We start from the raw sequence: 26,340 nt of genomic DNA, 5'->3' as shown, positions 1-26,340 counted from the left end.
TTTGCGCCAGCGCACCGAATCGCTAAATACAGTCTGTAACATGTGGCCTTGACCCGAATCGGGTCCTGAACGATCTGCCGGAGATGCCGATGAGCTCGAACAAATACCGACTTGTGACCCGCAGCGACTTTGACGGCCTGGTGTGCGCCGTGCTGCTCAACGAACTGGATCTGATCGACGAGATCACCTTTGTCCACCCCAAGGACATGCAGGATGGCAAGGTGGCCATCAGCGCGCGCGACATCACCACCAACCTGCCTTATGTGCCCGGCGCCTACCTGGTGTTTGACCACCACGAGTCGGAAACCGTGCGCAACACCGGCGAGCGCGCCAACCACATCATCGAGGCCCATGCCCCTTCGGCGGCCCGTGTGGTCTACAACCACTACGGCGGCAAGGCGGCTTTCCCGCGCATCACCGACGAGATGATGGCCGCCGTCGACCAGGCCGACTCGGCCCAGTACTCGCGCGACGACATCCTCGACCCCCAGGGCTGGGTGCTGCTGAACTACCTGATGGACTCGCGCACCGGCCTGGGCCGCTTCCGCGAGTTCCGCATCAGCAACTACACGCTGATGATGGACCTGATCAAGTACTGCCGCGACCACACCATCGAGCAGATCCTGCAACTGCCCGACGTGCAGGAGCGCGTGACCCTGTACTTTGACCACGCCGCCCGCGCCAAGGAACAGATCCTGCGCTGCGCCACCCAGATCGACAACCTGGTGGTGCTGGACCTGCGCCAGGAGGAAACCATCTGGGCGGTGAACCGCTTCATGATCTACGCACTGTTCCCCACCGCCAACATCTCCATCCACGTGATGTGGGGCCTGCAGAAGCAGAACACCGTGCTGGCCACCGGCAAGTCCATCCTCGACCGCAGCAGCAAGACCCATGTGGGCAACCTGATGCTCGAGTACGGCGGCGGCGGCCACAATGCGGCCGGCACCTGCCAGATCGCCAACGACCGCGCCGACGAGGTGCTCAAGACCCTGGTGCAACGCATCAACGCCGACGGCTGATGCCTGCCTGACGCCAGCCGATCCTGGCCCTCTGGCCCCCTGGCGCTGTTTCGGGGGGGTGGTCGACGCATGCCTGACATCCTTACCCTTACCCTGAACCCCGCGCTCGATGTGCTCAGTGCCATCGACCGGGTCGAACCCACCCACAAGCTGCGCTGCAGCGAGGCCGTGATGCACCCCGGGGGCGGCGGCATCAACGTGGCTCGGGTGCTGCACCGTCTGGGCGCCGACGGCCTCGCCCTGTACACCCAGGGCGGCGTCACCGGCCACGAACTGGCCACCCTGCTGGCCCAGGAGGGCGTGCCCGCCCTTGGCCTGCCGATTGCCGCCGAAACCCGTGAAAGCTTCTCGGTGCACGAAAACAGCACCGGCCTGGACTACCGCTTTGTGCTGCCCGGCCCCCGCCTGCAGCCCACCGAGGTCGAGCAAGCCTTGCAAAGCGTGGCATGCCACGGTGCCGCGGCGCGCTACTGGGTACTGAGCGGCAGCCTGCCGCCCGGCGTGCCCGACGATCTGTACGCCCGCCTGGCGGCCCAGGCCCGTGCACTGGGGGCCCGGCTGGTGCTGGATTCGTCCGGCCCGGCTCTGCGCGCGGCGCTCAGCGCCGGGGTGTTTCTGTTCAAGCCCAGTCTGCGCGAGCTGGCTGAGCTGGTCGGGCAGGCCCTGCCCGGCGAGGCCGAGCAGTTGCACGCGGCCCGCCAGCTCATGGCCGCCGGTCAGGCCCAGGCCGTGGCCCTGACCCTGGGCGAGCAGGGCGCCCTGCTGATCACCCCTGAGCAAGCCTGGCGCGCCCCGCCGCTGACGGTGGCGGTGGCCAGCACCATCGGGGCCGGCGACAGCTTTGTAGGCGGCCTGGTGGCCTCCCTGGCCCGTCAGGCCCATCCGCCTCATCCGGCCCACCGGACCGATCTGATTGACTGGCCCGCAGCCCTGGCCATGGCCATGGCCACCAGTGCCGCGGCCCTGCTGCACCCGGGCACCGCCCTGTGCCAGCCCGACGATGTGCGGCAACTGTTGCCCCAGGTGCAGCTGCAAGCCCTTTGATCGGCGCTTTTCTGCCCCCCGCCGTGCGATCTGGTCACCCCTTTGGGCCCAGGTTTGCCGCTGGCTCTTGAAAGCTGGCGCAACGCCCATAATTCACGCCTGCCGGGGTGGCCTGCCCACCCCCGAAGATCTTCACTGCAACAGTCCACCCTAGAAACACCATGAGCAAACAGACCCTGTCATTCCAGGCCGAAGTGGCCCAACTGCTGCACCTCGTCACGCACTCGCTGTACTCCAACCCCGAGATCTTTCTGCGTGAGCTGATCTCCAACGCCAGCGACGCCTGCGACAAGCTCCGCTTCGAGGCCCTGAACAACAGCGCCCTGTTCGAAGACGCGCCCAACCTCGAAGTGCGCGTGGCCTTCGACAAGAGCGCCCGCACCATCACCATCACCGACAACGGCATCGGCCTGTCGCAGCAAGAGGCCATCGACAACCTGGGCACCATCGCCAAGAGCGGCACCAAGGACTTCGTCAGCAAGCTCAGCGGCGACCAGAAGGCCGACGCCCAGCTCATCGGCCAGTTCGGCGTGGGCTTCTACTCGGGCTTCATCGTGGCCGACAAGATCACCGTCGAGTCGCGCCGTGCCGGCCTGCCGGCCGCAGACGGTGTGCGCTGGATCAGCGGCGGCACCGGTGACTTCGAGGTCGAAGCCATCAACCGCGCCCAGCGCGGCACCAGCATCACCCTGCACCTGCGCGAAGACGCCGAGGAATACCTCAACCTCTGGAAGCTCAAGTCGGTCATCAACAAGTACTCCGACCACATCAGCCTGCCCATCCTGATGGAGAAGGAAGAGTGGAAAGACGGCGAGAACGATCAGCCCGGCGCCATGGTGCCCACCGGCGAGTGGGTGGCCGTGAACAAGGCCAGCGCCCTGTGGACGCGCAACAAGAAAGACATCAGCACCGAGCAGTACAACGAGTTCTACAAGGCCATCAGCCACGACTTTGAAGACCCGCTGACCTGGTCGCACAACCGGGTGGAAGGCAACACCGAGTACACCCAGCTGCTGTACATCCCGGCCAAGGCCCCCATGGACCTGTGGAACCGCGACAAGAAGGCCGGCGTCAAGCTGTATGTCAAGCGCGTCTTCATCATGGACGACGCCGAAGCCCTGATGCCCACCTACCTGCGCTTTGTGAAGGGCGTCATCGACTCGGCCAACCTGCCGCTGAACGTGAGCCGCGAGCTGCTGCAGGAAAGCCGCGACGTGCGCGCCATCCGCGAAGGCTCGACCAAGCGCGTGCTGAGCATGCTCGAAGACCTGGCCAAGCACGACAAGCACGACGCCACGCCTGGTGCCGACGGTGTGACTGACGTGGTCGATGCCGACGACCAGGCCAAAGAGGGCAAGTACAGCCGCTTCTACGCCGAGTTTGGCGCCGTGCTGAAAGAAGGCCTGGGCGAAGACTTCGGCAACACCCAGCGCCTGGCCAAGCTGCTGCGCTACGCCAGCACCCAGAGCGACACCGTCAGCGTGAGCCTGGCCGACTACAAGGCCCGCATGAAGGAAGGCCAAGAGGCCATCTACTACATCACCGCCGACAACCTGGCCGCCGCCAAGAGCAGCCCGCAACTCGAAGTGTTCAAGAAAAAGGGCATCGAAGTGCTGCTGATGACCGACCGCGTGGATGAGTGGTCGCTCAACTACCTGCACGACTTTGACGGCACCCCGCTGCAAAGCGTGGCCAAGGGCGCGGTCGACCTGGGCACGCTGCAGGACGAAGCCGAAAAGAAGGCCGCCGAAGAGGCCGCCGAAGCCTTCAAGCCCCTGCTCGCCAAGCTCAAGGAGGCCCTGAAAGACAAGGCCGAAGACGTGCGCGTGACCACCCGCCTGGTCGATTCGCCAGCCTGCCTGGTGGTGCAAGACGGCGGCATGAGCACCCAACTGGCCCGCATGCTCAAGCAAGCCGGCCAGAGCGCCCCCGAGGCCAAGCCCGTGCTCGAAGTCAACGCCGAACACCCCCTGGTCAAGAAGCTCGACGGCAGCGTGCACTTCAACGACCTGGCCCACATCCTGTTCGACCAGGCCCTGCTGGCCGAAGGCGGCCTGCCGGACGACCCGGCGGCGTATGTGAAACGGGTGAATGCGCTGCTGGCTTGATCGATCGGCTTGATTTTTCCGATCTGCCTGCAACGAGAAGCCGGGGCCCTGACGGGCCCCGGTTTTTTTGTTTGACTGCCTGCCTGTAGGGGCCGTCAGGGGGCGGCTGCAGCCCGTTCCAGCTTCATGGCGGTCGACTCGACCCAACCCCTGACCACTTTTTCCATCTCTGGCAGGTCGCTCATGACACCGCCGCTGGCCCGGCTCTTCAAGGCCCGGGCAAGGCAATAGGCCTGAATCCAGTCCAGGTCTTCGCCTGCAGACGACACCTCGTGCAGCCGCCAGACGGGGCGCTTCGATCGAGCGTCTCTGGCGCTGCCGTCGAAGCTCACCAGACCATAGGCCGCCATCCTGGAAAGCGTGCGGGACACATTGGGTAATTCCCGCCCAAGCGCTGCGGCCAGGTCTGACACCGTCGAAACCTGGCCTCCTTGGATCAGCTGAATCATCTCGTGGTTGTCGGAAATCAGGCGGATCACGGCCATCAGATCATCGATGACGCTGGGCGGGGCCAACGGCTGGCTGGCTTTGTCTTGCTCGGCAATTTCACGCGAAGCGCCCGCGAGAAATTGCTTTTGAAGGCGGTTTCTTGTGCTTGTGGGCTTGCTTGGCAGTGGGTTGGGTCCACGTCCCGACAGAAATGCCAGCACGGAGCTGTCTGGCGTGCTGGAGGTCTTTGCGCTCATGAGAATCTCCTTTCTTGACGGGGTCTTCACAGGCGCCATGCCCGCTTTTGTTCCGAGTCCAGGGCACCTTGCATGCGACGGAAATCTGCTTCTGACAGGTGGCTTTGCATCAATGCTTCTTCTTGGGGCATCTCCAGGCCCAACTCGCTGAGAACCTGCTCCAGGCAATCCACGCAATCCAGCCAGAAGGCCTGCGGCGTTCGGGGTGCCTGCACCAACTGAACGCCAGGACCGGCCACGGGCCACTCTTGGTCGTCAATGATTTTGATTTGCTTCCAATCAGGGGTGTGTCGGTGGGCCCGATGCTTGGATGATTGAGCGTTGATGTTGATTTGCTCCCTGACATGTTTGTCGTCGTTGTTGTCGATGCCTGCCATTCTGTGCCCGCGCAACTTCGGCGGTATGCCCGGGGCCAGCACGGCCCAGGCATAGCCATACCCTTCCGGGCAGGCCTGCGACATCGCTGGGGTCTTTGAGGGGGGCGGCGTGGAGGGTCAGCACAGCCCAACATCTGCCAGGAAGCGCATACACCCCCACCAGCGCTTTCAGCGCTTGCGCACTGCTGGCGTCCCATGGCATCTTGGCAGTGTCCTGATGGTTGTCAAGTGGGTGATAAGCTTTTGCCTCAACCCGCCCGCGCCGCAGCCTCTTCCATGCGGCGCAGCAGGCGCGCCGCCAGGGCGTTCAACCCGCCGCCGCGGGTGAACTCCAGTGCCGGCACCTCGACCCCCAGTGCGGTGGTCACGCGCAGGTTCAGCTCCACGGCCATCAGGGAATCCATGCCCAGTTCGGGCAGCGGCGTCTGCCGGTCCACCGACTCGGCCGGGATGCCCATCACCGAGGCGATGTGCCCGGCCAGCAGCTCGCTCAAGGCCTCCGCACGGGCCTCGGGCGGCAGGGCGGCCAGCTGGGCCATGACCTCGTTGCCGGCCCGGCTGCCGGCCCGCGCCGTGCTGACCAGATCGGCAAAGCGCCGCACCGAGGCCGAGGCGGCATGGGCCCGGCCCCAGCTGTCCCAGTTGATCTCGCAGATCACGGCCTGGGTGGCCTGCAGCGCCAGGGCCGCGTCCAGGTAGTCGCAGGCCCGCGCCATCGGCGTGGTCTGGAAGCCCATCAGCGCCAGGTAGCGCGCCACCTCGTCCGAGGCCTCGGCCATGCCGCCGCCGCTCAAGGCGCCCCAGTTCACGGCCGTGGCGGCCAGGCCCAGCGAGTGGCGGTAGGCGGCCAGGGCGTCCAGCGCGGCATTGGCGGCGGCGTATGCCGTCTGGGGTACGGTGCCCGTGATGGCCGCCACCGACGAGAACAGCACGAAGTGGTCCACCGTGATTCCGGCCTGCAGCAGCCCCCGGTGCAGGTTGAAGGCGCCCTGGGCCTTGGGCGCCAGCACGGCCCGCAGCGCCTGTTCGCTCAAGGCGCTGAAAGGCCCGTCCTGCACCACCCCGGCGGTGTGGAACACGCCCCGCAGCGGTGGCTGGCTGGCCTGCAGGGATTGCAGCAGCGCCAGCACCTCATCGGGGTGGGTGATGTCGAGCTGCCGGCTGATCACCTCCACCCCCTGGGCCTGCAAGGCCGCCACGGCCTGGGTTTGTGCGGGCAGCGTGGCACCGCTGCGCCCCACCAGCACCAGGTGGCGTGCCCCGCGGGCAGCCAGCCAGTGGGCGGTGGCCAGGCCAAAGGCGCCAAAGCCCCCGGTGATCAGGTAGCTGGCCTGGGCTTCGATGCGGGTGTACGGCAGGGCGGGGCGCACCAGGGCGGTCGCGTCGTCAAAGCCCAGCAGCACCCGTCCCACATGCGCCGAGCGCTGCACCTTCTCAAAGGCTTCGGCCATGCGCGACACCGGGATCAGCTCGCCCGGCAGCGGGCGGTAGTGGCCTGCCGCCAGTTGCCCGAACACCTCGGCCTGCAACTGCTGCACCAGCGCGGGCCGGAAGGCCGACATGCGATCGATGTCGATGGCCTGAAAGCTCAGGTTTTTCTCGAACGCGGCCAGGGCCAGCGGCCGGTTGGTGAAGATGTCGAGCTTGCCCACCTCGACCACCCGGCCAAACTCGGCCGCCACCGCCAGGTTGGCACCCAGGATCTCGCCCGGGGCCGAGCTGATCACCACATCGGCGCCGCGTCCGGCGGTCAAGGCCCGCACCTGATCGACAAAGTTGAGCGAGCGTGAATCGAGGGTGTGCTCGGCGCCCATCTGCCTTGCCACCGCCTGCCGCTCGGGCGTGCTGGCGGTGGCGATCACGGTGGCGCCTGCGGCCCGTGCTGCCTGGATGGCCGCCATGCCCACGCCACCGGCGCCCCCGTGCACCAGCACCACCTCGCCGGGCTGCACCCGCGCCGCGTGCACCACGCTGTAATGCGCCGTGAGAAAAGGCACCATGGCCCCCAGCTCAGCGTGGGGCGTGCTGGCCGGCACGGCGAGGAAAAAGCCATGGTCCAGGGCCGTGGTGACATAGCGCTGCGCCATGCCGCGGGTGCCGAACACCACCGTGTCGCCCACCTGCAGCCGCACTACTCCGTCGCTCATCCCATCCGCCACCCCGGCCCCCACCCGGGTCACCACGCCCACCCCGCTCATGCCGATGTTCATGCCGAAATACGTGCCGCCCAGCTCTTTTTCGCTCAGCAGGCCGATCACCTTCATGGCGTCTTTGTAGTTGAGCTCCAGGGCTTCCAGGCGCAGCTCCACCTCGCCCGTCTCGGGGGCGCGGCGGGGCGCTTCGCGCAGGGCCAGGTCGGCCAGCAGCCGCGTGCCAGGCAGCTCGATGGCAAAGTTGGTCTCGGGGTCCGGCAGCCGCCGGCCTTGCTCATAGCCGGCCCGTCGTTGGGCCAGGGTGCGTTGCAGCTGCGGGGCCAGGGCCCGGCCGCCGTGCAGCTTCAGTTCGTCGATCTCGGTGCTGCCCTGGGTCATGGTGTGCCAGGCTGCCAGCACGTCGGCGGGGGTGGCTTGTCGGTCCACGTCCAGCCAGCGCCAGCGCAGGGCTGAGTTCTCGTTGCGCAGCGTGCGGCGCGCGCCGACCAGGGACGCCAGGCTGAGCCCGGGCGGCGCGGCGTCGGGGACTGAGGGCGTCGCTGGGGCGTTGGCGCCCATGGCGCCCATGGCGGCCATGCCTGCGTTTTGTGTCAGCACCAGCCCTTGCACCAGGGGCAGGTGCACCAGGGTTTCTTCGAGTTCGGCCAGCACCTCTTGCACGGCGGTGGCCACCCCAGCCAGCGCGGCCGGGCCGGCCATGGCCTGGCTCAGGTCAAAGCCGTCGGTGGGGCTGCCCGCCGCGGGCGCGGCGCCGGCGGCCGTGGTGGCGCAGATCACCACGGTCACCGCGCCTGAGGCTTCGGCCAGCATGCCGCGCAGCCGGGGCGCCACCGCCTCGGCAATGGCCCCGGGCTCGCAGCCCTGGGCCGTCACCGAGCGGTTGGCCGGGTGGGTGGCCTCCAGGGCGCGCACCCAGCTGCGGCTGTCCGGGCCCAGGCCGACGATGAACAGGGGCGGGGTTGTTGCTGTGACGGCCGTGGCTGTTGCGGCTTCGGCGCTGAGGTCCGCCGTGGGCGGCTGTGCCGGCGCTTCATCCGCTGGGACAGCAGGCGGCCCATCAAGCGGTGCATCAAGCGGGGTGTCCACCCATTCGTACCAGTGCGGCTGCAGCTCGTCGAGCAGAGGCTGGCGCGGCGTGATGGGGCGAAACTGCACGCGGGCCAGTTCCATCACGCAGCGGCCGTCGGGGGCTGACAGCGTGATGTGGGCCACCAGATCGGCCTCGTGCGCCTCGGGGGCCACCCGGGTCACGCTGACCCGCAACTGTTCGGGCAGCGGCCCGAACTGGCGCACCGCCTGCACGGCGGCGGGCACCAGAGGGCCGCTCGCGGCGGCGGCCCCGGCCTCGGCTGACGATGCCGCGGCGCTGGCCCAGGCGGCCATGCACTGCAGGGCGCAGTCGAGCACGGCCGGGTGGGCCTGGTGGCGCTGCTGGCTGAGGCGCCCGTCCACCCAGGCCTCCACCCGGTCGCCGCTCACCGTGGCCCGCTGGATGCGTTGAAACTGCGGGCCGTAGCTCAGCCCGGCCGCCTTGAGCTGTTCATACAGTCGGGGGCCATCGATGGGGTGGGTGTTGTCTTCGGCATCGGGGGCCGGGTTGGGGGGCAGGTCTGGGGCCTTGGCCGGCGGCGGGTTGACCCGGGCGTCCACGATGCGGCCTCGGGCGTGCACCACCCAGTCGCTGTCGTCGTTCAGGCGGCTGCGCACCGTGAAGCGGCGGGTGTCCTCGTCGACCGACAGGCGCAGCACCGGCGCCTCGTGCTCGCCCACGATCAGGGGCGACACAAACACCACGTCTTGCAGCGCCGGGTGCTCGCGCCCCGTGATGGCCATCGCCGCGGCCAGGGCCGCGTCCAGGTAGGCGGCGCCGGGCAGCAGCACCATGCCGGCCACCACGTGCTCGTGCAGCCAGGGCAGGGCGCCCACGCTGATGTCGCACTCCCATTCGGGCTGGCTGGCCCGGGTGCGCAGGCCTGGCAGCACGGGGGCGCCTTCGTCGCCCAGGCGGTCGCGCCGCAGGTCAGGCACTTCGGCCCACAAGGGCACGCGCTGAAACCGATGCACCGGCAGATCGCGGTGCGGCACCGGGCCCAGCAGCCCGCCGGGTGGGGCGGCATCGCTGAGCAGGCCCAGCGCATACAGCTCGGCCAGGGTGGCGCGCAGGCTGGCGTCGTCAGGCTGCTGGCGCACCAGGGTGGGCACGCTGGCGCCGGGCTCGCCGCGCCGGCTCAGAATTTCGCGGATGTTGCCCGACAGCACCGCATGCGGCCCCAGCTCCAGAAAACCGCGGTAGCCGTCGTTGACCAGCGCGTCGAGAGCCGCGGCAAAGCGCACGGGTTGGCGCACGTTGGCGGCCCAGTAGTCGGCATCCCACAGCTCGGGGGCGGTCTCGGTGCTCACCCGTTGGCCGCTCACGGTGGAGTACAGCGGCCGCTGCGGGGCCTGCGGATTCAGCCGGGCCAGGGCATCGCGCAAGGCCGGCAATATCGGATCCATCCGGTGGCTGTGATAAGGCACCTCGACCTGCAGCAGGCGGTTGAACACACCCGCCTGCTCCCACTCGGCGGCCAGTTGCTGCAGGGGTTCGGTGGCACCGGCCAGCGTCACGCCGGTGGGGCTGTTGACGGCGGCGATCTCCACCCCCTGCAGGTGGGTGATGCGGGCCTGCACGGCGGCCTCGGGCAAGCCCACGGCCAGCATGCTGCCCGTACCTGCCTGCTGGGCCTGCAGGCGTGCCCGGTGGTACGACACGGTGACCGCCTCGCGCAGGCTGAGCATGCCCGACAGGTAGGCCGCGCTCACTTCACCCACACTGTGGCCCACCAGGGCCGCCGGGCGGATGCCCAGCGCGGCCAGTTCGGCCGCCAGGCCCACCTGCACCAGAAAATTGCCGGTTTGCGCCACCCGCGTGCTGCCCACCCTGGATTGCGCCTCGTCGCGCAGCAGCTCATCGATCAGCGACCAGCCCGCCAGCGGTCGAAAGATCGCATCGATCTCGCGGGCCACCTGGGCAAACGGCCCCTCAGCGGTCAGCAGCTGGCGCGCCATGCCCCACCACTGCGGGCCCATGCCGCTGAGCACAAACACCAGCTCGGGCTGCGCGCCCTGCTGCGGCAGCACCCGTTGTGGGGCCTTGCCGCGGCCCAGGCCCAGTTCGCGCAGGCGCTCCAGCAGCTCGTCGCGATCGGCGTAGGGCACGGCAAAGCGGCAGGGCTGGTGTTGCCTCCGTGTCCACAGCGCGTCCACCCAGGCATCCACCTCGTCGGTGCTGCTCAGGGCCGCCACCGATTCGGCCAGCGCCTGGGCATAGGCCCGGGCCCCGGCCTCGTTGCGGCCCGACACGGGGCAGAGGCGGGCCAGGGGGGATCGTGCCCGGCGTGGCGCTTGCGCCAACGCCGTGGGGGCGGTGGCGGCCGTGGTGACGGCGTCGGGCGCACCCACCAGCACCGCGTGGGCGTTGGTGCCGCCATAGCCAAAGCCGTTCACCGATGCCGCCGGCTGCGCGTAGCCGGCCGGAAACGGCTCGGCCTGGCGCGGCACCTGCAGGCGGTAGTCCTCAAAGGGGATGGCAGGGTTGAGTTCGTTCAGCCCGGCCTGGGGCGCCACCGTGCGGTGGTGCAGGGTGAGCGCCGCCTTGATCACGCTGGCCACGCCCGCGGCCGCCTCGGTGTGCCCGATGGACGACTTGATCGAGCCCACGCGCAGCGGCACCTGGCGCCCCGCCACCGCGCCCAGCATGCGGCCGATGGCCGCCATCTCGATCGGGTCGCCCACCGAGGTGCCGGTGCCATGCGCCTCGACATAGCCGATCTCGGCCGGTGCCAGGCCGGCCCGCGCGGTGACCTGGGCGATCAGTTCGGCCTGGGCCTGCTCGCTGGGCACCGTGATGCCGGGGGTGCGACCGTCCTGGTTGCAGCCCGTGGCCCGCACCACCGCGTAGATGCGGTCGCCATCGGCCAGGGCGGCTTGCAGCGGGCGCAGCACCACCATGGCCGCACCTTCGCCGCGGGCGTAGCCGTCGGCGGCCTTGTCAAAGGTCTTGCAGCGCCCGTCGGGGGCCAGAAAGTGGCCCTTGCACATCGAGATGAAGGTCTCGGGCCGCAGCATGGCATTGACGCCTCCCACCAGGGCCATCTCGATCTCGTCGCGCTGCAGCGCCGCCACGGCCTGGTGCAGGGCCACCAGCGACGACGAGCAGGCTGTGTCCAGCGTCATGCTGGGCCCGCGCAGGTCGAAGGCAAACGACAGACGGTTGGACAGCATGGTGTAGCTGCTGCTGGTCGGGGTGTGCATCGAGATGGCGCGGCGCGTGGCCTCGTTGTGTCGCGCCGCCATGTTGTCGGCCGTGAACCCGCCCACATACACCCCCACCGCCCGCCCGGCCACCCGGCTGGCGTGGCCCGCGTCGTCGAGCGCCTCTTGGGTCACCTCCAACAGCAGGCGTTGCTGCGGGTCCATGATGGCCGCCTCACGCGGCGAGATGCCAAAGAACTCGGGGTCGAACTCTTCGAGCGAGGCCTGCAGAAAGCCACCGCGCCGGGTGTACAGGCGCCCGGGCACCTCAGGGTCGGGGTCGTAGAAGCGCTCCTGGTTCCAGCGCTCGGGCGGGATGTCGACCATGCCGTCGCCCTGGCTGAGCAGCAGGTTCCACAGGTCTGCCGGGCTGCGCACGCCCCCGGGCAGGTGGCAACCGATTCCGACAATCGCGATCTCACGCATGAAGAACTCCCTTGGTGTGAAAACAAAGCAAAAGGCAAAAGAAACCCCGCCCCGCGGCGGGGGCCGCAGGGTGTACAGAAGAGGGGGGGGGGAGGGAAGACGGGGCGGGGTCACCCGCCAGGCGTCAGCCCGGCGGCACCGCGCGCCGTGGCGCCACCGGTGGCCCGGAGGGTGCCCCTGGCTGCGGCATCGACAGGCTGCTGAAATTGACATGAGTCAACGATTTGCCTGCATTGGCGCGCATCAGGTGGTCAATGGATGTCATCGTTTCACTCTAATGGCCGGCCTGCCGAAACTCGGAGGCCTGGCCCGCCAGTCATCGACTGGGCCAGCCCGGCCAACCGATGGCTGGCTGGGCTCGCTCGCGACTGACCGCTGAGGGGGCTGCACCCAGCCGCTCATGCGCCCCCCCAACCCCGCCGGTGATCGACGCCCACGCCGCCCGGCCCGGTGTGCGCCAACGGCCGCTCGATACTGCCGCAGCATCCCCCTTAGCCCTGCCACTCACCATGCTCCCCACTCCCTCAGACCTGTGCATCTCCGAGCTCGACCTGAGCGCCCCCGAGCGCCTGGCCGTCTATGAAAAAGCCCTGTACCAGGCCTTTCGCAAGCACCCCCCGGGCACCTTCGACACCCTGTGGGCCTTCGATCCCGAACCGCAGCGCGCCCGCATCCTGGTGCCCTATGCCGGCCAGCGCATCGTGGTGGCCGAGGTGGCGGGCGAGCTGATCGGCGCCGTGGCCCTCAACTTCGACATGGGCGTGACCCTGCAGCTTGAGCGCTATGGTTTTTCGGTGCCCAAGGAGCAGGGCCAGACAGCCGAGGGCCTGGTGCTGTTTTCGTCACGCATCATGGTCGGCCGCCGCTTTGTGCTGCCCGCCCTCATCGAGGCGACAGAGCCCCTTTTGCGCGCCAGCGGCATCCGCCTGCTGTGGGCCAGCTGCGACAAAAAGCACCTGCTGGGCTACCTGCAACTGGGCTTTCGCAGCATCGACAAAGTGCAGTTCAACCAGCAGCCCGAGTTTTTGCTGCAGCGCTCCATCGTGGCTTGATGGGGGCATGGCCTACGGCAGGGGTCGGCGCCACATGGCCGTCACCACCGGGCAGCCCGGCACCGGCGCATAAGTTTCAAGGGCCTCAAAACCCAGGCGGCTGTACAGCCCCAGGTTGCGCGGGTGCGTGTTCTCCAGAAACACCGGCAGCCCCTGTGCATCGCACTGCTGCAGCGTGTGGCTGATCAGCTGGTGCCCCAGGCCCTGCCCCTGTTGCCCGGGCAACACCCCTACTGCGAACAGGTACAGGTGCGGCCGCGCCGGCCGCCGGGCCTGCAGCGCCTGGTCCAGCTGCCAGGCGCGCCAACTGTGGCGCGGGTGGGCCCGCCCCAGCAGCCTCAAGCCCAGGCCCAGCGTGGCCGCCAGCGGCAGCTGCTTGTGCCCTCCCGGCGGCAACCACAGCGCCGCGGCCTGCCCATCCCCCAACAGCGTGCAATGCCCGCGCGGCAGGTACACCTGGGCGATCAGCGCCGCAAACGTGTCGACCACCAAGGCCGCCGAGCCCATGGCCCACAGCGACACGGGGTCGTCGGCGAAGGCGCTGCCGATGATGTGGGCCAGGGCGGGCCGGTCGTCGGGGGTGGCGGGGCGGATGGGGCAGGGGGGTGGCATGGCCTGTGGCATGGGGGCAGCCGGGCGCGAGGGGAGTGCATTGGGCCCCGGCCGGTGTTTCAGATTCTTGGGGGCCAGGCCGCGCTGGCGCGGGCCCTTGGGGGGTGGTGGCTGGCCGTTGGTCGGGCTGCTAGGCCATGCTGATGCCGTGAGAGCTTGCGTGACCCCGCAAGCCGTTTGGCGCCCTTGGTGCAAAATCCGCGCACATCCAATGCAACCCAGCAGGAGTGGCCATGACCGCGATGTTGATGGTTCTGAAATTTGCCGTGGTCACCGTGCTGGTGGCTTCGCTGCTTGAGGCCGTGGTCTTGTCGCTGTGGAAGGGACGGGGCCCCTACGACTGGAAGGCCGCCGGCATCTCGCTGATCGATTTTCTGGTGCGCGAGTACTTTTTGCGCTGGGCCTTGCCGCTCAGCTTCTGGTTTGGCGCCATGCAGTGGATCTGGGCGCACCGCCTCTTCACCCTGCCCATGGACCATTGGACCGGCTGGGCCACCTGCTTCATTGGCCAGGAGTTTTGCTACTACTGGTACCACCGCGCCGCCCACCGCATCCGCTGGTTCTGGTGCACCCACGCCATTCACCATTCTTCGAACCAGCTCAACCTGTCGGCGGCCTACCGTTTTGGCTGGACGGGCAAACTCACCGGCACCCTGCTGTTCTTCATGCTCGCCCCCTGGCTGGGCATGCCCCCCAGGGTGATCCTGGTGATGCTGTCCTTGAACCTGCTCTACCAGTTCTGGATACACGCCACCTGGATCCCGCGTCTGGGCCCGCTGGAATGGATTCTGAACACCCCCTCGGCCCACCGCGTGCACCACGCTTCCAACCTGATCTACCTTGATGGCAACTATGGTGGCGTTCTGATCGTGTTTGACCGCCTGTTTGGCACCTACATTCCCGAGCAGCAGGGCGTACCGATCCGCTACGGCCTGGTCAAACCCAGCACGGGCTACAACCTGTTCAAGATCGAGTTTGAGCATTGGCTGTCGCTGTGGCGCGATGTGAAAGCCGCCCCTTCGGCCCGTGCCCTGCTGGGCTACCTGCTGCGGCCCCCGGGCTGGAGGCCGGGCGGCGCTGGGGAGACCACGGAAGAGCTTCGCCAGGCAGCCCAGGCCCAAGGCTTTGCGGCCGAACCCGCTGTGCAGGCTGTGGCCTCGCAGACTGGCAAGCCGGCGGCAGCGGCGTGAGCCGAGGCCATGGCCGCCAACTAGCGCGGAAGCCCTTCGCCATCGTTCTGCACGGCCCCACCAGCGCGGGCAAATCGAGCATCGCTGCGGCCCTGCAAGACAGCGCCCTGGTCCCCTCGTTTCATGTGAGCCTGGACGCCTTTGTCACCATGTCAAGGCGCCGCGACATGCGCAGTGCCCAAGAGCAGGCGCTGGCCTACCGCATCCACTGCGAGAACTTGCGCGCCACGCTTCGCCGCCTGGTCGACTCCGAGTTTGAAATCATCCTGGACACCGTGCTGCGCGATGAGGCCGAGCTGCAGGCCTGCCTTGACGTTTTGTCAGCCCGCCCGCTGTGCCTGGTGGGGGTCCAAGCCCCTCTGGCCACGCTGGAGCAGCGCGAGCGACTTCGTGATGACCGCGCGACGGGCATGGCGCGGGAGCAATTCGGGCATCTGGCGTTTGTTCGTGGCTACGATCTGGTGGTGGATACGTCGACGGGGTCGGCTGCGGAGCTTGCTGCTGAGATTCGGCGGCTTTTGGGTGGTTAGCTAACGTGCCCAGGCCTGATGACGAGATCTACCTTGTGCACTGGCTCCTCCGTGAAGGCTGCCGGGCTTCCCCCCCCCCGCCGGTCCCGCTTGGCCGCTTCAACAAACCGGAAGCCCCGTCAGCTTCTAATTCTTCATGTGTTGCATGAATGTCGAGCAGAGGATCCGGGCCAATTTGGCGACAGGATCAGGCTTGATGATCTTGGGTCACATGCTTCACGATGGTCCTGTAAAGCTGTGTACCATCATCCCGCATCAACGAACAAAAAAACTGCAGGGAGTGTGCCGATCCAATGGATGAGGCGACCCTGGTGACGACCGCATGCTGGAAGACATCAAAAAGACCCTCTGGGCCACCGCCGACAAGCTTTGGGCCAACATGGACGCGGCCGAAAACAAGCACTGGGTGCTGGGCCTCATCGTCGTCAAATGTATCTCTGACAATGGTGCCCCCTGAGGCCGAGTCACAACTTGCCGCGGCCTTGTTATGAGCATTCCTAGCGCCTCCGAGATCGTTCAAATCGTGGATCAGTTGGATCACCACGTGGCCGATGACCTGGAAGGCCAATACCTGGATTTCAAACCTTCACTGGGGCCCAAAGAAGATCTCAGGGTGGCCTGCGAGTACGCCGTGTGCTTCTCCAATGCGGGTGGTGGCGCGGTGGTCTTTGGCGTTGCGGACAAGGTGAAAGGGCGAGCCCAGGCCATTCAGGGTTGTAAGGGGCACGATCTGGATGTTTTTCGACGGGGTATATACGACGGCACGATTCCAGGGATCGACGCCGAAGTGTTTGAGTTACTGGTGCCGGAAGGCACAGGCCGCTTGCTTGTGATGCGTGTGGCAGCGGGGCAAAACAAACCCTATGGTACGGCGGCTGGTCTGTTCAAGCAGCGGATCAGCAAAAACTGCATGCCTCTGGATCCCAGTGCGTTTCAGCACGCACAGGTGAGAACCGCCGCCTTGGATTGGAGTGGTGCGGTGGCACAGGGGTTGACGCTGCAGGACCTAGATCCGCTGCAAATCGAACGGGCGCGGCAGATTTTGCGAACCAAGGCGCCTTCGTCAGGTTTATTGGAGTTGTCTGAGTCCCGCTTTCTGCAGGGCTTGGAGGCCGTGCGGGATGGACGGGTGACACACGCCGGTATGTTGTTGTTTGCCAGGCGTGAAGTGCTGACTGCACATTGCCCCCAAGCCCAGTTTCATTACGTGCTGCACGACAGTGAGACCACTGTGGCACGCAATGACATCGACCGCTTGCCCCTGCTGGAGGCGGTGGAGCGCATGGAGCAGGTGTTTGTCGGGCCGCTGAACCCCGAGCGTGAGGTGGAGTTGGGCCTATTCAAGGTGCGCATTCCACAGTTTCCGGTGGAGGGGGTGCGTGAGGCCGTGTTGAATGCCCTGACGCACCGCGACTATCTGAACCCGGGGGAGATTCTCATTCGGCATTCCTCCAAAGAACTGGTTGTGACCAGCCCGGGTGGTTTTGTTGCGGGCATCACGCCTGAGAATATCCTGCGGCATGAGGCCGTGCCCCGGAATCGGACGCTGGCGAACGCCTTGGTGAAGCTGAGGTTGGTTGAGTCGTCTGGTGTGGGCCGGCGCCGCATCTTCAGATCTGCACTGATCTATGGCAAACGCCGCCCTGTCTATCAAACAGATGGTTTTTCGGTCACCTTGCGCATGTTCAACCGCGAGACCCATGAAGAGTTGGCTCAGTTGGTGGCGCGACTCGATGCGCAAGGGGCCGACGTGTCGCTGGACCACCTTCTGGTTTTGGACACATTGATGGGGCAGTCATTCATTGATGTAGCAGAGGTCGCCGAAGTCTTGCAATTGCAAAAAGACGAGGCCAAGCAGGTTTTGGAGGCCATGTGCCAACCACCCCTCGACCTGATGGAGCGCAAAGGCCATACCTCTGCGGCCACCTACCACCTAGCCAAGGGGGTAGCCAAGGCATTGAAGGGCAAAGCGGCTTACACCCGCACGCGTGGGCTGAACCCGGTCCGGTACGCCGAGATGGTGAAGGTCTATCTGGCGGATCACCAACGCATCGACAACGCGCAGTTGCGCGACCTCCTCGGGCTGGGTGAGTCGCCCTCTGCGTCGGTTGAGGCGTCTCGCTATCTAAAAAAATGGAGTGGTGGTGATGGCTTCCTGGTCAAGCAGGTGGCCCGAGGAAAGCCTTTCTACACTTTGAAATGAGCGTTTAGCAAACTTCTTTCTAACAATCTGGATGAGAAAAAATCTATTTAAATCAATGGGTTATAGGGATTTTTGCTAAACGCTTTGCTAAACGGTCCGGATGCTTCTCGGAAACTTCTCAAAAAAGCGCCGAATTGGGTGCGTGCCAACAGCCATCTGGATTACAAAGGCTGCTTTTCTACGCCTATCAGGGAGAGGCACGACGGAAGCCACCGTGCTGCGCGATGAGGCCGAGCTGCAGGCCTGCCTTGACGTTTTGTCAGCCCGCCCGCTGTGCCTGGTGGGGGTCCAAGCCCCTCTGGCCACGCTGGAGCAGCGCGAGCGACTTCGTGATGACCGCGCGACGGGCATGGCGCGGGAGCAATTCGGGCATCTGGCGTTTGTTCGTGATTACGATCTGGTGGTGGATACGTCGATGGGCTCGCCTGAGGAGGTCGCTGCTGAGATTCGGCGGCTTTTGGGATGAACCGGGCCGCCCATACAGCGGCCTGTGCGACCCGCCCTTTTAGCGCTTCCAAGAGCGGCCCTCGCGGCTCGAAGTGACGCCTCTCCGCCGCACCGGGTGACGTTCGGCAAATGAGGGCACTGTCTTTTCGGGCCTTTCATCCTCATCCCGTTCTCTCATCCCTCGGCACCCATCGGGGCCGGTGGCTTGGCGATGAAGGCCTGCTTTTCATGGCGATCAAAGCCCGCTGACTCATAGAAGCGCAGCGTGGCGGGGTCTTTGCGGCCGGTCATCAGCATGACCTTGTAACAGCCCGCCGACCAGGCCTGTGCGAGCGCATGTTGGAGGATCGCCTGACCGTGACCTTGACCTCGATGTTCGGTATGGGTGACGACGTTCTCGATCACGCCACAGGGTCTGCAGCCCCGGGTGAGGTTGGGAATGAGGGTGAGGTTGCAACTCGCGATCAACTGCTCATTCAGGTAGCCGCCAAAGTACCGATACCGAGGGTGGCTCAGCAACTCGTGCCACACGCTTTGCACGATGTTGGTTTCAGGCAATGGCTCGTCTGTGGTGTGCAGGTGTTTGTACAGTGCCAGCAGGTCGTTCAATTCGCTGGCGTCAATCAGTCGGATCTTCATGTGTTGTGCTCCTGGTGTCTGAAGTCGCCCCGGTTCGGGCCCCTTGAGCCGATTTTGTGGGGCCCCACCCTAGCGCAAGCCGGGCACAAGGGGCCCTTTCAACGGGGCCCAGGCCAGATGCCCCCATGTGCTCGCCCCCTGCGATTTCACTTGGCCAATACCCCGCCACCCACCGCCCCAGGCCACCCGGCGCGCGCTGATCCCTGCCAGGCCTCCAGCTCCCGCACCGGCACAGGCCGGCTGAACAGGTAGCCCTGAAATTGCTGGCAGCCGTTGTCCACCAGAAAGGCGTGTTGCTCTGGGGTTTCGACGCCTTCGGCGATGACCTGCAGGTTCATGGTGCTGCCCAGGGCCAGCACCATGCGCACGATGGCGGCGCTGTTGGCTTCGGTCAGCACGTCGGCCACAAAGGATTGGTCGATCTTGAGTTTGTTCAGCGGCAGGCGTTTGAGGTAGTTCAGGGACGAGTAGCCGGTGCCAAAGTCGTCCAGCGAAAACGTGACACCGTGGCTGGCCAGGGTGAGCATTTTGGTCTTGATGTCGTCGATGTCTTCGACCAGCATGGTTTCGGTCAGCTCCAGTTCCAGTCGGCTGGGGCTGAAGTGGTGGTGCTGCAGCAGTTCCAGCAGTTTGGGCACAAAGTCGGCCTGGCGAAACTGGCGCTGGCTGATGTTCACGGCCAGGCACCACGCGCTGCGCTCGGGGTGTTCCGACCAGGCCTGCAGTTGGGTGCAGGCGGTCTCCAGCACCCATTGGCCGATGGGCACGATCAGGCCGGTCTGTTCGGCCAGGTCGATGAACTGGCCGGGCATGACCAGGCCGCGCGTGGGGTGGCGCCAGCGCAGCAGGGCCTCGGCGCCCAGCACCCGGCCCGTGGTGTCCAGTTGGGGCTGATAGTGCAGCTCGAACTGGTGCTGCACCAGGGCCTGCACCAGGTCGGCCTCCAGCTCGGATCGCTCGGTGGCGTCGGTCAGCAGCACGTTGACCAGCAGGGTGAGCATGGTGGTGGCGGCCAGGGTCTGCAGCCAGGTGCCGGGCACGCGGATGTCGTCGGGCAGGGCGTAGCCAGGCACGAAGTTGGCGGTGGTGGCGGCCAGCACCACAAAGGTGCTGAGGCAAAGCAGGGCCACGCCGTAGCGCAGGCGCGGGTCGTCGTCGCGAAAAGCCACCAGCGCGGCCACACCCAGGCCCAGCAGGTACAGGTGGGTGGATCGCGGGGCCAGGGCACTGGGTGGGTCCAGCAGCACGGCATTGCCGATGACGATGATCAGCAGGCTGCCAAAGATGACCAAGTTGGCGGCCTGGCGCCGGTTCAGGCAGGTCAGGGTCAGGCTGATCAGCCCGAAGAAGAAGAGCATGGCGTCCATGCCCACCACCAGCCACAGGTTCTTGGAGACGAAGAACGCGCCCCACACCAGGCCCATGGTCATCATCATGACGCTGGTCAGCAGGCGCACGCGCCGCTCTCGCCGGTGGTACAGCAGCCCCAGTTCGGGGGCCACCCACAGGTGACGCAGATTGCGCATGAGACGTGCGGCGGCGTTCGGCATCGTTTCCTTCAACCTCCCTTGTTTATTCTGGCAGCAACCGTGGGGCTTGTCTTGCTCTCAGGCAAGACTGGAATGCTGAGCGGGTCTTGGTCTGGGGCGGCCTGTTAATATTTTTGCCCCCGCTTTGCCTGGGCTTCACCCCAAGGGGGTGGGCTTGGCGTCTACAGTCGGGGCCTCCGGTCGCGGGCCGGAGGCGGTTTGTCTGGGTTGTCGATGCAGAGTGTTCTTTCTCTTTTGGCCTTGTTGCTGTTGGTGGCCTGTTCGGGCGTGATGGCGCGCTTCTGGCCGCGGCTGCCGCAGCCGCTGCTGCAGCTGTTGATGGGGGCGATGGCGGCCTGGCCGGCCTCGGGCCTGCGGGTGGAGCTGGACCCCGCCACGTTCATGTTGCTGCTGGTGCCGCCGATGTTGTTTGCCGATGGTTGGCAGATGCCCAAGCGCGAGTTCGGCGCCAACATGTGGCCGATCCTGCTGCTGGCGGTGGGGCTGGTGCTGGTCACGGTGTTGGGGGTGGGGCATGTGATCCACTGGCTGCTGCCGGCCATGCCGCTGTCGGTGGCTTTTGTGCTGGCGGCGGTGTTGTCGCCCACTGATGCCTTGGCCGTGTCGGCGGTGGCGCATCGGCTGCCGATGCCGCCGCGGTTGCAGACCATTCTCGAGGGCGAGTCGCTGATGAACGACGCCTCGGCCCTGGTGGCGGTCAAGTTTGCGGTGGCAGCCACGCTCACCCAGCAGTTCTCGCTGGGGCGTGCCCTGCTCGACATGGTGTGGATGTCGGGCGGCGGGGTGCTGGTGGGGCTGGTGTTCGCGCGGGTGTTTGCCGCCTTGCACGACCGTTTTCTGTTCTGGCGCGAGGGGGCCGAGGCTGCCCCGCCCGTGCTGGTGATTCTGCTGATGCCCTTCGGCCCCTATCTGCTGGCCGAGCATTTCGGCCTGTCGGGGGTACTGGCCGCGGTGGCCGCCGGCATGGCGGCCAGCCAGTTCGATGTGCGCAGCACGCGCTTCAATGCCTTTCATGTGCAGGCCCAGGGCACCTGGGAGGTGATCCGCTTTGCCTTCACCGGCCTGGTGTTCGTGCTGCTGGGCCAGCAATTGCCCGAGCTGCTGCAAAACCTGCAAGAGCCGCTGCAAGACCTGAAAGAGGCCGGAGCCCCGGTGCACCACGGGCATGCGTTGGGGCCGTTGCTGGTGAGCACGGCCGGCATTGCCCTGGCCTTGCTGGCGGTGCGGTTTGTCAGCCTGGCCGTGGGCGCGGCCCTGCCGGCCTGGTTGCCCAGGCGCTGGCGCCGGGGCACGGTGCGGCCGGTGCCGCTGAGCTGGGTGGGGGTGGCTTCGCTGGGCGGCATCCGCGGCGGGATCACGCTGGCGGCGGTGCTGGGCTTGCCGGTCTTGCTCTCCGATGGCACGCCGTTTCCGGCGCGCGAGCTGCTGATTTTTCAGGCGACGATGATCATCGTGATCTCGCTGCTGGGGGGCAGCATCGGCTTGCCCTGGCTGTTGCGGCGCCTGGGCACGGCCAGCGGGCCGGGCAGCCTGCGGCGCAACCGCGAGCTGCGCTGGGCGCGCAAGCGTGCCTCGCGTGCCGCTTTGCTGGCCCTGCGCTCACCGGAGGTCGATGCGGAGGTCGACCGCGTGGCCGACGCGGCGCAAGGCCCTGCCCGCGAGGCCGCCGACGAGGTGCGCCAGCGCGTGCAGCACCTGTACCACCACCGCCTCAATGAAGCGGTGGGCGATGAAGAGTCACGCCTGGTGTCGCAAGGTGTGCTGGCCCTCGAAAAGCACCTGCGCCTGATGGCGCTGCAGGTCGAGCGCGAAGAGCTGGCCGGCCTGCGCGAGCGGCACCAGATCAACGACGAGACCTACCGCGTGCTGATGCGCGAGATCGACCTGGTCGAACTGGTGCTGCGCGGCGCCATTCACTGACGCAACGCGGGCTCGGCGGCCAGCAGGGTGTCGAGCGTGATCAGGGCCTGATCGAGGGCGTAGTCGCCCAGTTGCCGATCCATCTGCTCGGCCGCCTGGGGGTGCAGGGTGCGCAGCTCGTCCGCCAGCGCGGCGTAGGCCGTGGTGGCGCGCACGTCGTCGGTGCGCAGCAGCTCGCGCAGGCTCTGCAGGGGCGCAGCCAGGCTGGCCGGATCGATCGCCGGCCGGGGGGCTCCAGGTGTGGTGGCGGGGGCCGCCAGAGCCCGCAGCCAGGGGGCCAGGGTGTTGAGCTGGGTGGCCAGTTGATTGAGTTCTGCCGGCTCGGTGGGGCAGCCCGGCTGCTTGATCCGGTGCTCCAGGGCTTCAGCGGTGTGCTGCACCGCACTCAGGCCCAGGGTGCCGGCCAGGCCCTTGAGGGTATGGGCCGTGCGCTGGGCGCCTTCTGTGTTGCCGGCCTGCAGCAAGGCCTGCACCGATTGGGCATCGGCACCGTGCTCCAGGCCAAAGCGGTGCAGCAATGCCATCAGCCGCTGCGGGCGGCCCAGCACGTTGCGCAGGGCCTGGCTCAGCGACAGGCCGGGCACGGCGAGCAGGGCAGGGGGCAGGTCGGGCGGCAGGGCCTCGGCTGGGTGGGCTTCAGGCGTGGTGGCGGGTGCCGTGCCGACGGGCTCGGCGGTCGACGGCGCAGGGGTGTCCGCGAGCTTGGGGGGCAGCCATTGCAGCAGGGTGCGGTACAGGCCTTCGGGGTCGACCGGTTTGGCGATGTGGTCGTTCATGCCGGCGGCCTGGCAGGCCTGCCGGTCTTCCTCGAACGCATTGGCGGTCATGGCCAGGATGGGCGTGAGGGCATGGCCGGGCAATTGCCGGATGGCACGGGTGGCCTGAAGGCCATCCAGGTGCGGCATCTGCAGGTCCATCAGGATCAGGTCGTAGGCGGTTTCGCGGGCGCGCTCCAGGGCTTCCTGGCCGTCCTGGGCCAAGTCCACCTGCAGGCCGGCATGGCTCAGCAGGTCCAGGGCCACCTCCTGGTTCAGGGCGTTGTCTTCGGCCAGCAGCAGGCGGGCCTGGCGGTACCGGGCCAGGGCCTGTTCCACGTCGCTGCGGCCCGCCGTCAGGGCCGGGGGGCGGGTGGGGGCGGGCGCGCTGGCCTGGGCTGCGGCGGTGCGCCCCGCGGCCTCGCGTGGGCTGGCGTGCTGGGCCTGGCCAAACGGCGCCTCGATCCAGAAGGTGCTGCCCTGGCCCAAAGTGCTGTCCACGCCCACGGTGCCGCCCATCATGTCGGCCAGGCGGCGCGAGATCACCAGGCCCAGGCCGGTGCCGCCAAAGCGACGTGTGGTGGACACGTCGGCCTGTGCAAACGGCTGGAACAGGCGCTGCTGCTGCTCGGGGCTGAGGCCGATGCCGGTGTCGCGCACTTCAAAGCGCACCCACAGGCGCGGGCCTTCCTCGCGCAGCACACGCCCGTGCAGCAGCACGCGGCCCTGCTGGGTGAACTTGATGGCGTTGCTGGTGAAGTTCAGCAGCACCTGGCCCAGTCGCAGGCCATCGCCGTGCAACTGGGCGGGCAGGGTGGCCATGTCGGTCTGCAGGGCCAGGCCTTTGTCGGCGGCGCTGTCGCCCAGCAGGTTGCACACGTTGCCGATCACATGGGCCACCTCGAAATCGGTCGGGTCCAGCGACATGCGGCCGGCCTCGATCTTCGAGAAGTCCAGGATGTCGTTGATGATGCCCAGCAGGTGGTGGGCGGCGTCGTTCACCTTGTCGAGCCGGCTGCGTTGTTGCGGGCTCACGTTGTCGCGCTGGATCAGGTGGGTGATGCCGATGATGGCGTTCATCGGCGTGCGGATCTCGTGGCTCATGTTGGCCAGGAAGGCGCTCTTGGTCCGGTTGGCGGCTTCGGCGGCCTCTTTGGCTGCGGCCAGTTCGGCGGTGCGCTCGGCCACCATGTCCTGCAACTGGTTCTGGAAGCGCAGCAGGGCGCGCTGGTCTTCCTTCTGGCGGGTGATGTCGGTCCAGATGGCCGAGATGTAGCGCCGGCCCTGGATCTCGATGATGCGCGAGCTGATGGCCAGGTCGAGCAGGCTGCCGTCCTTGCGGCTGCGCTGTACCTCGTCGTGTGCGGCGCCTGCCTCCTGCACGGCGCGCAGGCGCTCCTGCAACTGCCCCCGGCCCTGGGCGGGGGTCACGTCGTAGATCGTCAGGTGGCCGAACTCCTGGCGGGTGTAGCCCAGCAGGGTGCAGGCCGCTTCGTTGAACTCGACGAAGGCCAGGGTCTCCAGTTCGATCAGCACGATGCCGTTGTCCGACTGGCTCATCACGGCTGCGTACATCTGCTCGCGTTGGCGCAGGGCTTCGCCAGCCTGGCGCACCACCGTCATGTCCTGTGCCATGCCGTCGGCCCAGATCACCCGGCCTGAGTCGTCCCGGTTCAATTCGGCGCGCTCGCGGATCCAGCGGGTGACGCCCTGCAGCACCACCCGGTGCTCGATGTCGTAACGCTTGCCCTTGAGGGCCGCGTGCCAGGCCTGGCGCACGGCGTCGCGGTCTTCCGGGTGCACCATCTCCATGAAGCTGGCGGCGGTGATGGGGGTGCCTTTGTCCACCCAGAACAACTCGTAGGTTTCGTCAGACCAGCGGATGCTGCCGTCGCGCATGTGCAACGTCCAGCTGCCGATGCGGGCCAACTGCTGGGTGCGGCGCAGCGTGGCCTCGCTGTCGCGCAGCGCGTGTTCGGCCGAGCGCGCGGCGGTGATGTCGCGCGCCACGCCCAGCACGCCCAACAGGGCACCGTCCTGGTCGTACAGCGGGGCCTTGACGGTCTGCACCAGCTCGCGGTGCTGGTCGCTGGCAAAGGTCAGCCATTCTTCGTTGCTCACGGGATGGCCCGCCAGCACGGCCTGCAGGTCGTTCTGGCGGAACAGGTCGGCCAGGTCGCGCGTCACAAAGTCGTAGTCGGTCTTGCCCAGCAGTTCGGCCTCGGGGTGGCCCATCAGGTCTTCGAAGCGCCGGTTGCATTGCAGAAACACGCCCTCGGCGTTCTTCAACCAGACCAGGTCGGGCATGCCGCGCACCAGGCTCTTGAGGCGGTGGCGTTCGGCGTCCAGGGCCAACTGGGTCTGTTGGCGCGCCTCCAGGGTGCGCACAAAGTTGACCACCGCCTGGGCCAGGTCGCGCACCATGCTGTTGCGCGTGCGGGTCAGGGCCTCGACATGCGACAGGGTGCCCAGGTCCAGGGGCATGGCCGCCTCACCCGCGGGCGATGGGGCGGATCGGGCCGCCTGGCTGAGCTGACCCAGTGCCCCGGCCAGCAGATCGAGCGGGCGCGTCAGCCACCACGAGAGCAACAGCCAGAGCAGGCACACCAGCAACAGACTGGCCGCGGCCAGGCTGGCGGCGGTGTAGACAAAGTCGTGCCGCTGGCCGGCCATGGCGGCCAGCCGGCTGTCGACCTCTTCGGTCAGTTGCGCGGTGAGCTGGGTGGCGTGCCCAACGTAGTGCAGGTAGTGGTTCAAGGCCTCGGCCGCGCGGATCTGACCGAGGTGCGGTGAGCCTGACAGCAGCTCGGTGGCCATCATCATGTAGGCCCGGTACTGTTCGTAGGCCTCCAGGGTTTCGGCGCTCAGGGGGCGCAGGCCCTCGCCCAGGCTGTTCAGGGCCTGGGTCATCTGGTCGCGCTGCTGGTCTTGTGTCGCCAGTTCGTCCACCAGTCGCGTGTTGGCCTGGCGGGCTTGTTCCACTGTCAAACGGCCGGTCTGCGCCTGCTCCAGCAATTGGCTCAGTCGTTGGTGCAGGCCCAGCATCTGGTGCCCCAGCAGGGTGCTGTGGGTCATGGCGGTGGTCACGGCCCGCACCTCGACCTGGCGCTGGTCCTGCTGATCCACGAGGCGTTGCAAGGCCATCAGGTTGACGGCCACGGCCACGCAGGCCGCCAGCACCATGGGCACGAAGAACAACAGCAACAGGCTGGCCCGCTTTTTCATCAGCAGGGGGTCAGGCAGGTAGTCAGGCAGGGTGACCATGGCTTGGCGGTGCTTGGCGGTGCTTGGCGGTGCTTGGCGGTGCTTGGCAGGGCGGAGGGCGTCCGGGCC

The 26,340-nt window shown here is 67.1% G+C and carries 16 protein-coding genes and 1 pseudogene; 10 read left to right on the top strand and 7 right to left on the bottom strand.

The genetic code is table 11. The annotated features are described in order from the left end of the window. The first annotated feature begins 89 nt into the window (after positions 1-89). The 3 genes from AC07PT_RS20120 to htpG all read left to right on the top strand — a co-directional run bounded on the left by AC07PT_RS20120 (position 90) and on the right by htpG (position 4,174). Positions 90-1,022, top strand: coding sequence for an exopolyphosphatase (locus AC07PT_RS20120; RefSeq protein WP_492350224.1), 933 nt, complete (start codon positions 90-92; stop codon positions 1,020-1,022). Between the two features lie 69 nt (positions 1,023-1,091). Continuing rightward, the gene (locus AC07PT_RS20115) at positions 1,092-2,066 is read left to right on the top strand and encodes a 1-phosphofructokinase family hexose kinase (RefSeq protein WP_494657857.1); all 975 of its coding nucleotides are present in this window, start codon (positions 1,092-1,094) and stop codon (positions 2,064-2,066) included. A 161-nt stretch (positions 2,067-2,227) separates the two neighbouring features. Continuing rightward, complete coding sequence (gene htpG / locus AC07PT_RS20110) at positions 2,228-4,174, top strand: molecular chaperone HtpG (RefSeq protein WP_494657856.1); 1,947 nt, start codon at positions 2,228-2,230, stop codon at positions 4,172-4,174. A 95-nt stretch (positions 4,175-4,269) separates the two neighbouring features. Here the strand turns inward: htpG and AC07PT_RS20105 are convergent, their stop codons facing one another. The 3 genes from AC07PT_RS20105 to AC07PT_RS20095 form a co-directional block, all read right to left on the bottom strand. Continuing rightward, positions 4,270-4,899 (bottom strand): HVO_A0114 family putative DNA-binding protein, encoded by a 630-nt coding sequence (locus AC07PT_RS20105; protein ID WP_494657855.1) that lies wholly within the window; start codon positions 4,897-4,899, stop codon positions 4,270-4,272. Then, on the bottom strand, positions 4,887-5,237 hold the full coding sequence (locus AC07PT_RS20100; protein ID WP_494657854.1) for a hypothetical protein: 351 nt from the start codon (positions 5,235-5,237) through the stop codon (positions 4,887-4,889). The genes AC07PT_RS20105 and AC07PT_RS20100 overlap by 13 nt, the downstream gene beginning before the upstream one ends. A 248-nt stretch (positions 5,238-5,485) precedes the next feature. Then, on the bottom strand, positions 5,486-12,109 hold the full coding sequence (locus AC07PT_RS20095) for a type I polyketide synthase (protein ID WP_494657853.1): 6,624 nt from the start codon (positions 12,107-12,109) through the stop codon (positions 5,486-5,488). 509 nt (positions 12,110-12,618) lie between these two features. On the opposite strand from AC07PT_RS20095, the gene AC07PT_RS20090 reads away from it, so the two are divergent. Next, complete coding sequence (locus AC07PT_RS20090; RefSeq protein WP_492350218.1) at positions 12,619-13,161, top strand: GNAT family N-acetyltransferase; 543 nt, start codon at positions 12,619-12,621, stop codon at positions 13,159-13,161. A 12-nt stretch (positions 13,162-13,173) separates the two neighbouring features. Here the strand turns inward: AC07PT_RS20090 and AC07PT_RS20085 are convergent, their stop codons facing one another. Continuing rightward, positions 13,174-13,773, bottom strand: a complete 600-nt coding sequence (locus AC07PT_RS20085) for a GNAT family N-acetyltransferase (protein ID WP_494657852.1) — start codon at positions 13,771-13,773, stop codon at positions 13,174-13,176. A 233-nt stretch (positions 13,774-14,006) separates the two neighbouring features. Between AC07PT_RS20085 and AC07PT_RS20080 the strand changes: the two genes are divergently transcribed. From AC07PT_RS20080 to AC07PT_RS20060, 5 genes and pseudogenes are all read left to right on the top strand, one after another. Then, positions 14,007-14,963 carry a sterol desaturase family protein gene (locus AC07PT_RS20080; protein WP_494657850.1) on the top strand — a complete coding sequence of 319 codons (957 nt, stop codon included), beginning with the start codon at positions 14,007-14,009 and terminating at the stop codon, positions 14,961-14,963. Beyond that, entirely contained in the window at positions 14,960-15,493 is a 534-nt protein-coding gene (locus AC07PT_RS20075; RefSeq protein WP_494657849.1) for a phosphotransferase-like protein, read from the top strand. The genes AC07PT_RS20080 and AC07PT_RS20075 overlap by 4 nt, the downstream gene beginning before the upstream one ends. A 322-nt stretch (positions 15,494-15,815) precedes the next feature. Next, positions 15,816-15,944 (top strand): annotated as a pseudogene (locus AC07PT_RS20070) (type I restriction-modification system subunit M N-terminal domain-containing protein); the annotation flags it as partial. A gap of 36 nt (positions 15,945-15,980) precedes the next feature. Next, the gene (locus AC07PT_RS20065; protein WP_494657847.1) at positions 15,981-17,696 is read left to right on the top strand and encodes an RNA/DNA-binding domain-containing protein; all 1,716 of its coding nucleotides are present in this window, start codon (positions 15,981-15,983) and stop codon (positions 17,694-17,696) included. 214 nt (positions 17,697-17,910) lie between these two features. Further along, a complete protein-coding gene (locus tag AC07PT_RS20060; protein WP_494657846.1) occupies positions 17,911-18,162 on the top strand; it encodes a phosphotransferase-like protein in 252 nt (83 codons plus the stop codon). Between the two features lie 155 nt (positions 18,163-18,317). Here AC07PT_RS20060 and AC07PT_RS20055 read toward each other — a convergent pair whose 3' ends face one another. Next, positions 18,318-18,782 (bottom strand): GNAT family N-acetyltransferase, encoded by a 465-nt coding sequence (locus AC07PT_RS20055; RefSeq protein WP_494657845.1) that lies wholly within the window; start codon positions 18,780-18,782, stop codon positions 18,318-18,320. A 146-nt stretch (positions 18,783-18,928) separates the two neighbouring features. Next, positions 18,929-20,332 (bottom strand): putative bifunctional diguanylate cyclase/phosphodiesterase, encoded by a 1,404-nt coding sequence (locus AC07PT_RS20050; RefSeq protein ID WP_494657844.1) that lies wholly within the window; start codon positions 20,330-20,332, stop codon positions 18,929-18,931. Between the two features lie 213 nt (positions 20,333-20,545). On the opposite strand from AC07PT_RS20050, the gene AC07PT_RS20045 reads away from it, so the two are divergent. After that, positions 20,546-22,252, top strand: a complete 1,707-nt coding sequence (locus AC07PT_RS20045; protein ID WP_494657842.1) for a Na+/H+ antiporter — start codon at positions 20,546-20,548, stop codon at positions 22,250-22,252. Here the strand turns inward: AC07PT_RS20045 and AC07PT_RS20040 are convergent. Beyond that, the gene (locus tag AC07PT_RS20040; protein ID WP_494657841.1) at positions 22,246-26,271 is read right to left on the bottom strand and encodes a PAS domain S-box protein; all 4,026 of its coding nucleotides are present in this window, start codon (positions 26,269-26,271) and stop codon (positions 22,246-22,248) included. The two genes, AC07PT_RS20045 and AC07PT_RS20040, sit on opposite strands and share 7 nt — an antisense overlap. Positions 26,272-26,340 lie beyond the last annotated feature (69 nt).

The organism is Curvibacter sp. GW821-FHT09D12 (assembly GCF_059416245.1).
This window is presented reverse-complemented; position numbering and strand designations above follow the sequence as displayed.

What these genes read in the sequence shown, in the direction of transcription:
- AC07PT_RS20090 (WP_492350218.1), top strand. Translation starts at nt 12,619, where the DNA reads ATGCTCCCCACTCCCTCAGACCTGTGCATCTCCGAGCTCGACCTGAGC.
- AC07PT_RS20120 (WP_492350224.1), top strand. Translation starts at nt 90, where the DNA reads ATGAGCTCGAACAAATACCGACTTGTGACCCGCAGCGACTTTGACGGC.
- AC07PT_RS20080 (WP_494657850.1), top strand. Translation starts at nt 14,007, where the DNA reads ATGACCGCGATGTTGATGGTTCTGAAATTTGCCGTGGTCACCGTGCTG.
- AC07PT_RS20065 (WP_494657847.1), top strand. Translation starts at nt 15,981, where the DNA reads ATGAGCATTCCTAGCGCCTCCGAGATCGTTCAAATCGTGGATCAGTTG.
- AC07PT_RS20045 (WP_494657842.1), top strand. Translation starts at nt 20,546, where the DNA reads ATGCAGAGTGTTCTTTCTCTTTTGGCCTTGTTGCTGTTGGTGGCCTGT.
- AC07PT_RS20040 (WP_494657841.1), bottom strand. Translation starts at nt 26,271, where the DNA reads ATGGTCACCCTGCCTGACTACCTGCCTGACCCCCTGCTGATGAAAAAG.
- AC07PT_RS20100 (WP_494657854.1), bottom strand. Translation starts at nt 5,237, where the DNA reads ATGGCAGGCATCGACAACAACGACGACAAACATGTCAGGGAGCAAATC.
- htpG (WP_494657856.1), top strand. Translation starts at nt 2,228, where the DNA reads ATGAGCAAACAGACCCTGTCATTCCAGGCCGAAGTGGCCCAACTGCTG.
- AC07PT_RS20115 (WP_494657857.1), top strand. Translation starts at nt 1,092, where the DNA reads ATGCCTGACATCCTTACCCTTACCCTGAACCCCGCGCTCGATGTGCTC.
- AC07PT_RS20050 (WP_494657844.1), bottom strand. Translation starts at nt 20,332, where the DNA reads ATGCCGAACGCCGCCGCACGTCTCATGCGCAATCTGCGTCACCTGTGG.
- AC07PT_RS20095 (WP_494657853.1), bottom strand. Translation starts at nt 12,109, where the DNA reads ATGCGTGAGATCGCGATTGTCGGAATCGGTTGCCACCTGCCCGGGGGC.
- AC07PT_RS20055 (WP_494657845.1), bottom strand. Translation starts at nt 18,782, where the DNA reads ATGAAGATCCGACTGATTGACGCCAGCGAATTGAACGACCTGCTGGCA.
- AC07PT_RS20085 (WP_494657852.1), bottom strand. Translation starts at nt 13,773, where the DNA reads ATGCCACCCCCCTGCCCCATCCGCCCCGCCACCCCCGACGACCGGCCC.
- AC07PT_RS20105 (WP_494657855.1), bottom strand. Translation starts at nt 4,899, where the DNA reads ATGGCGCCTGTGAAGACCCCGTCAAGAAAGGAGATTCTCATGAGCGCA.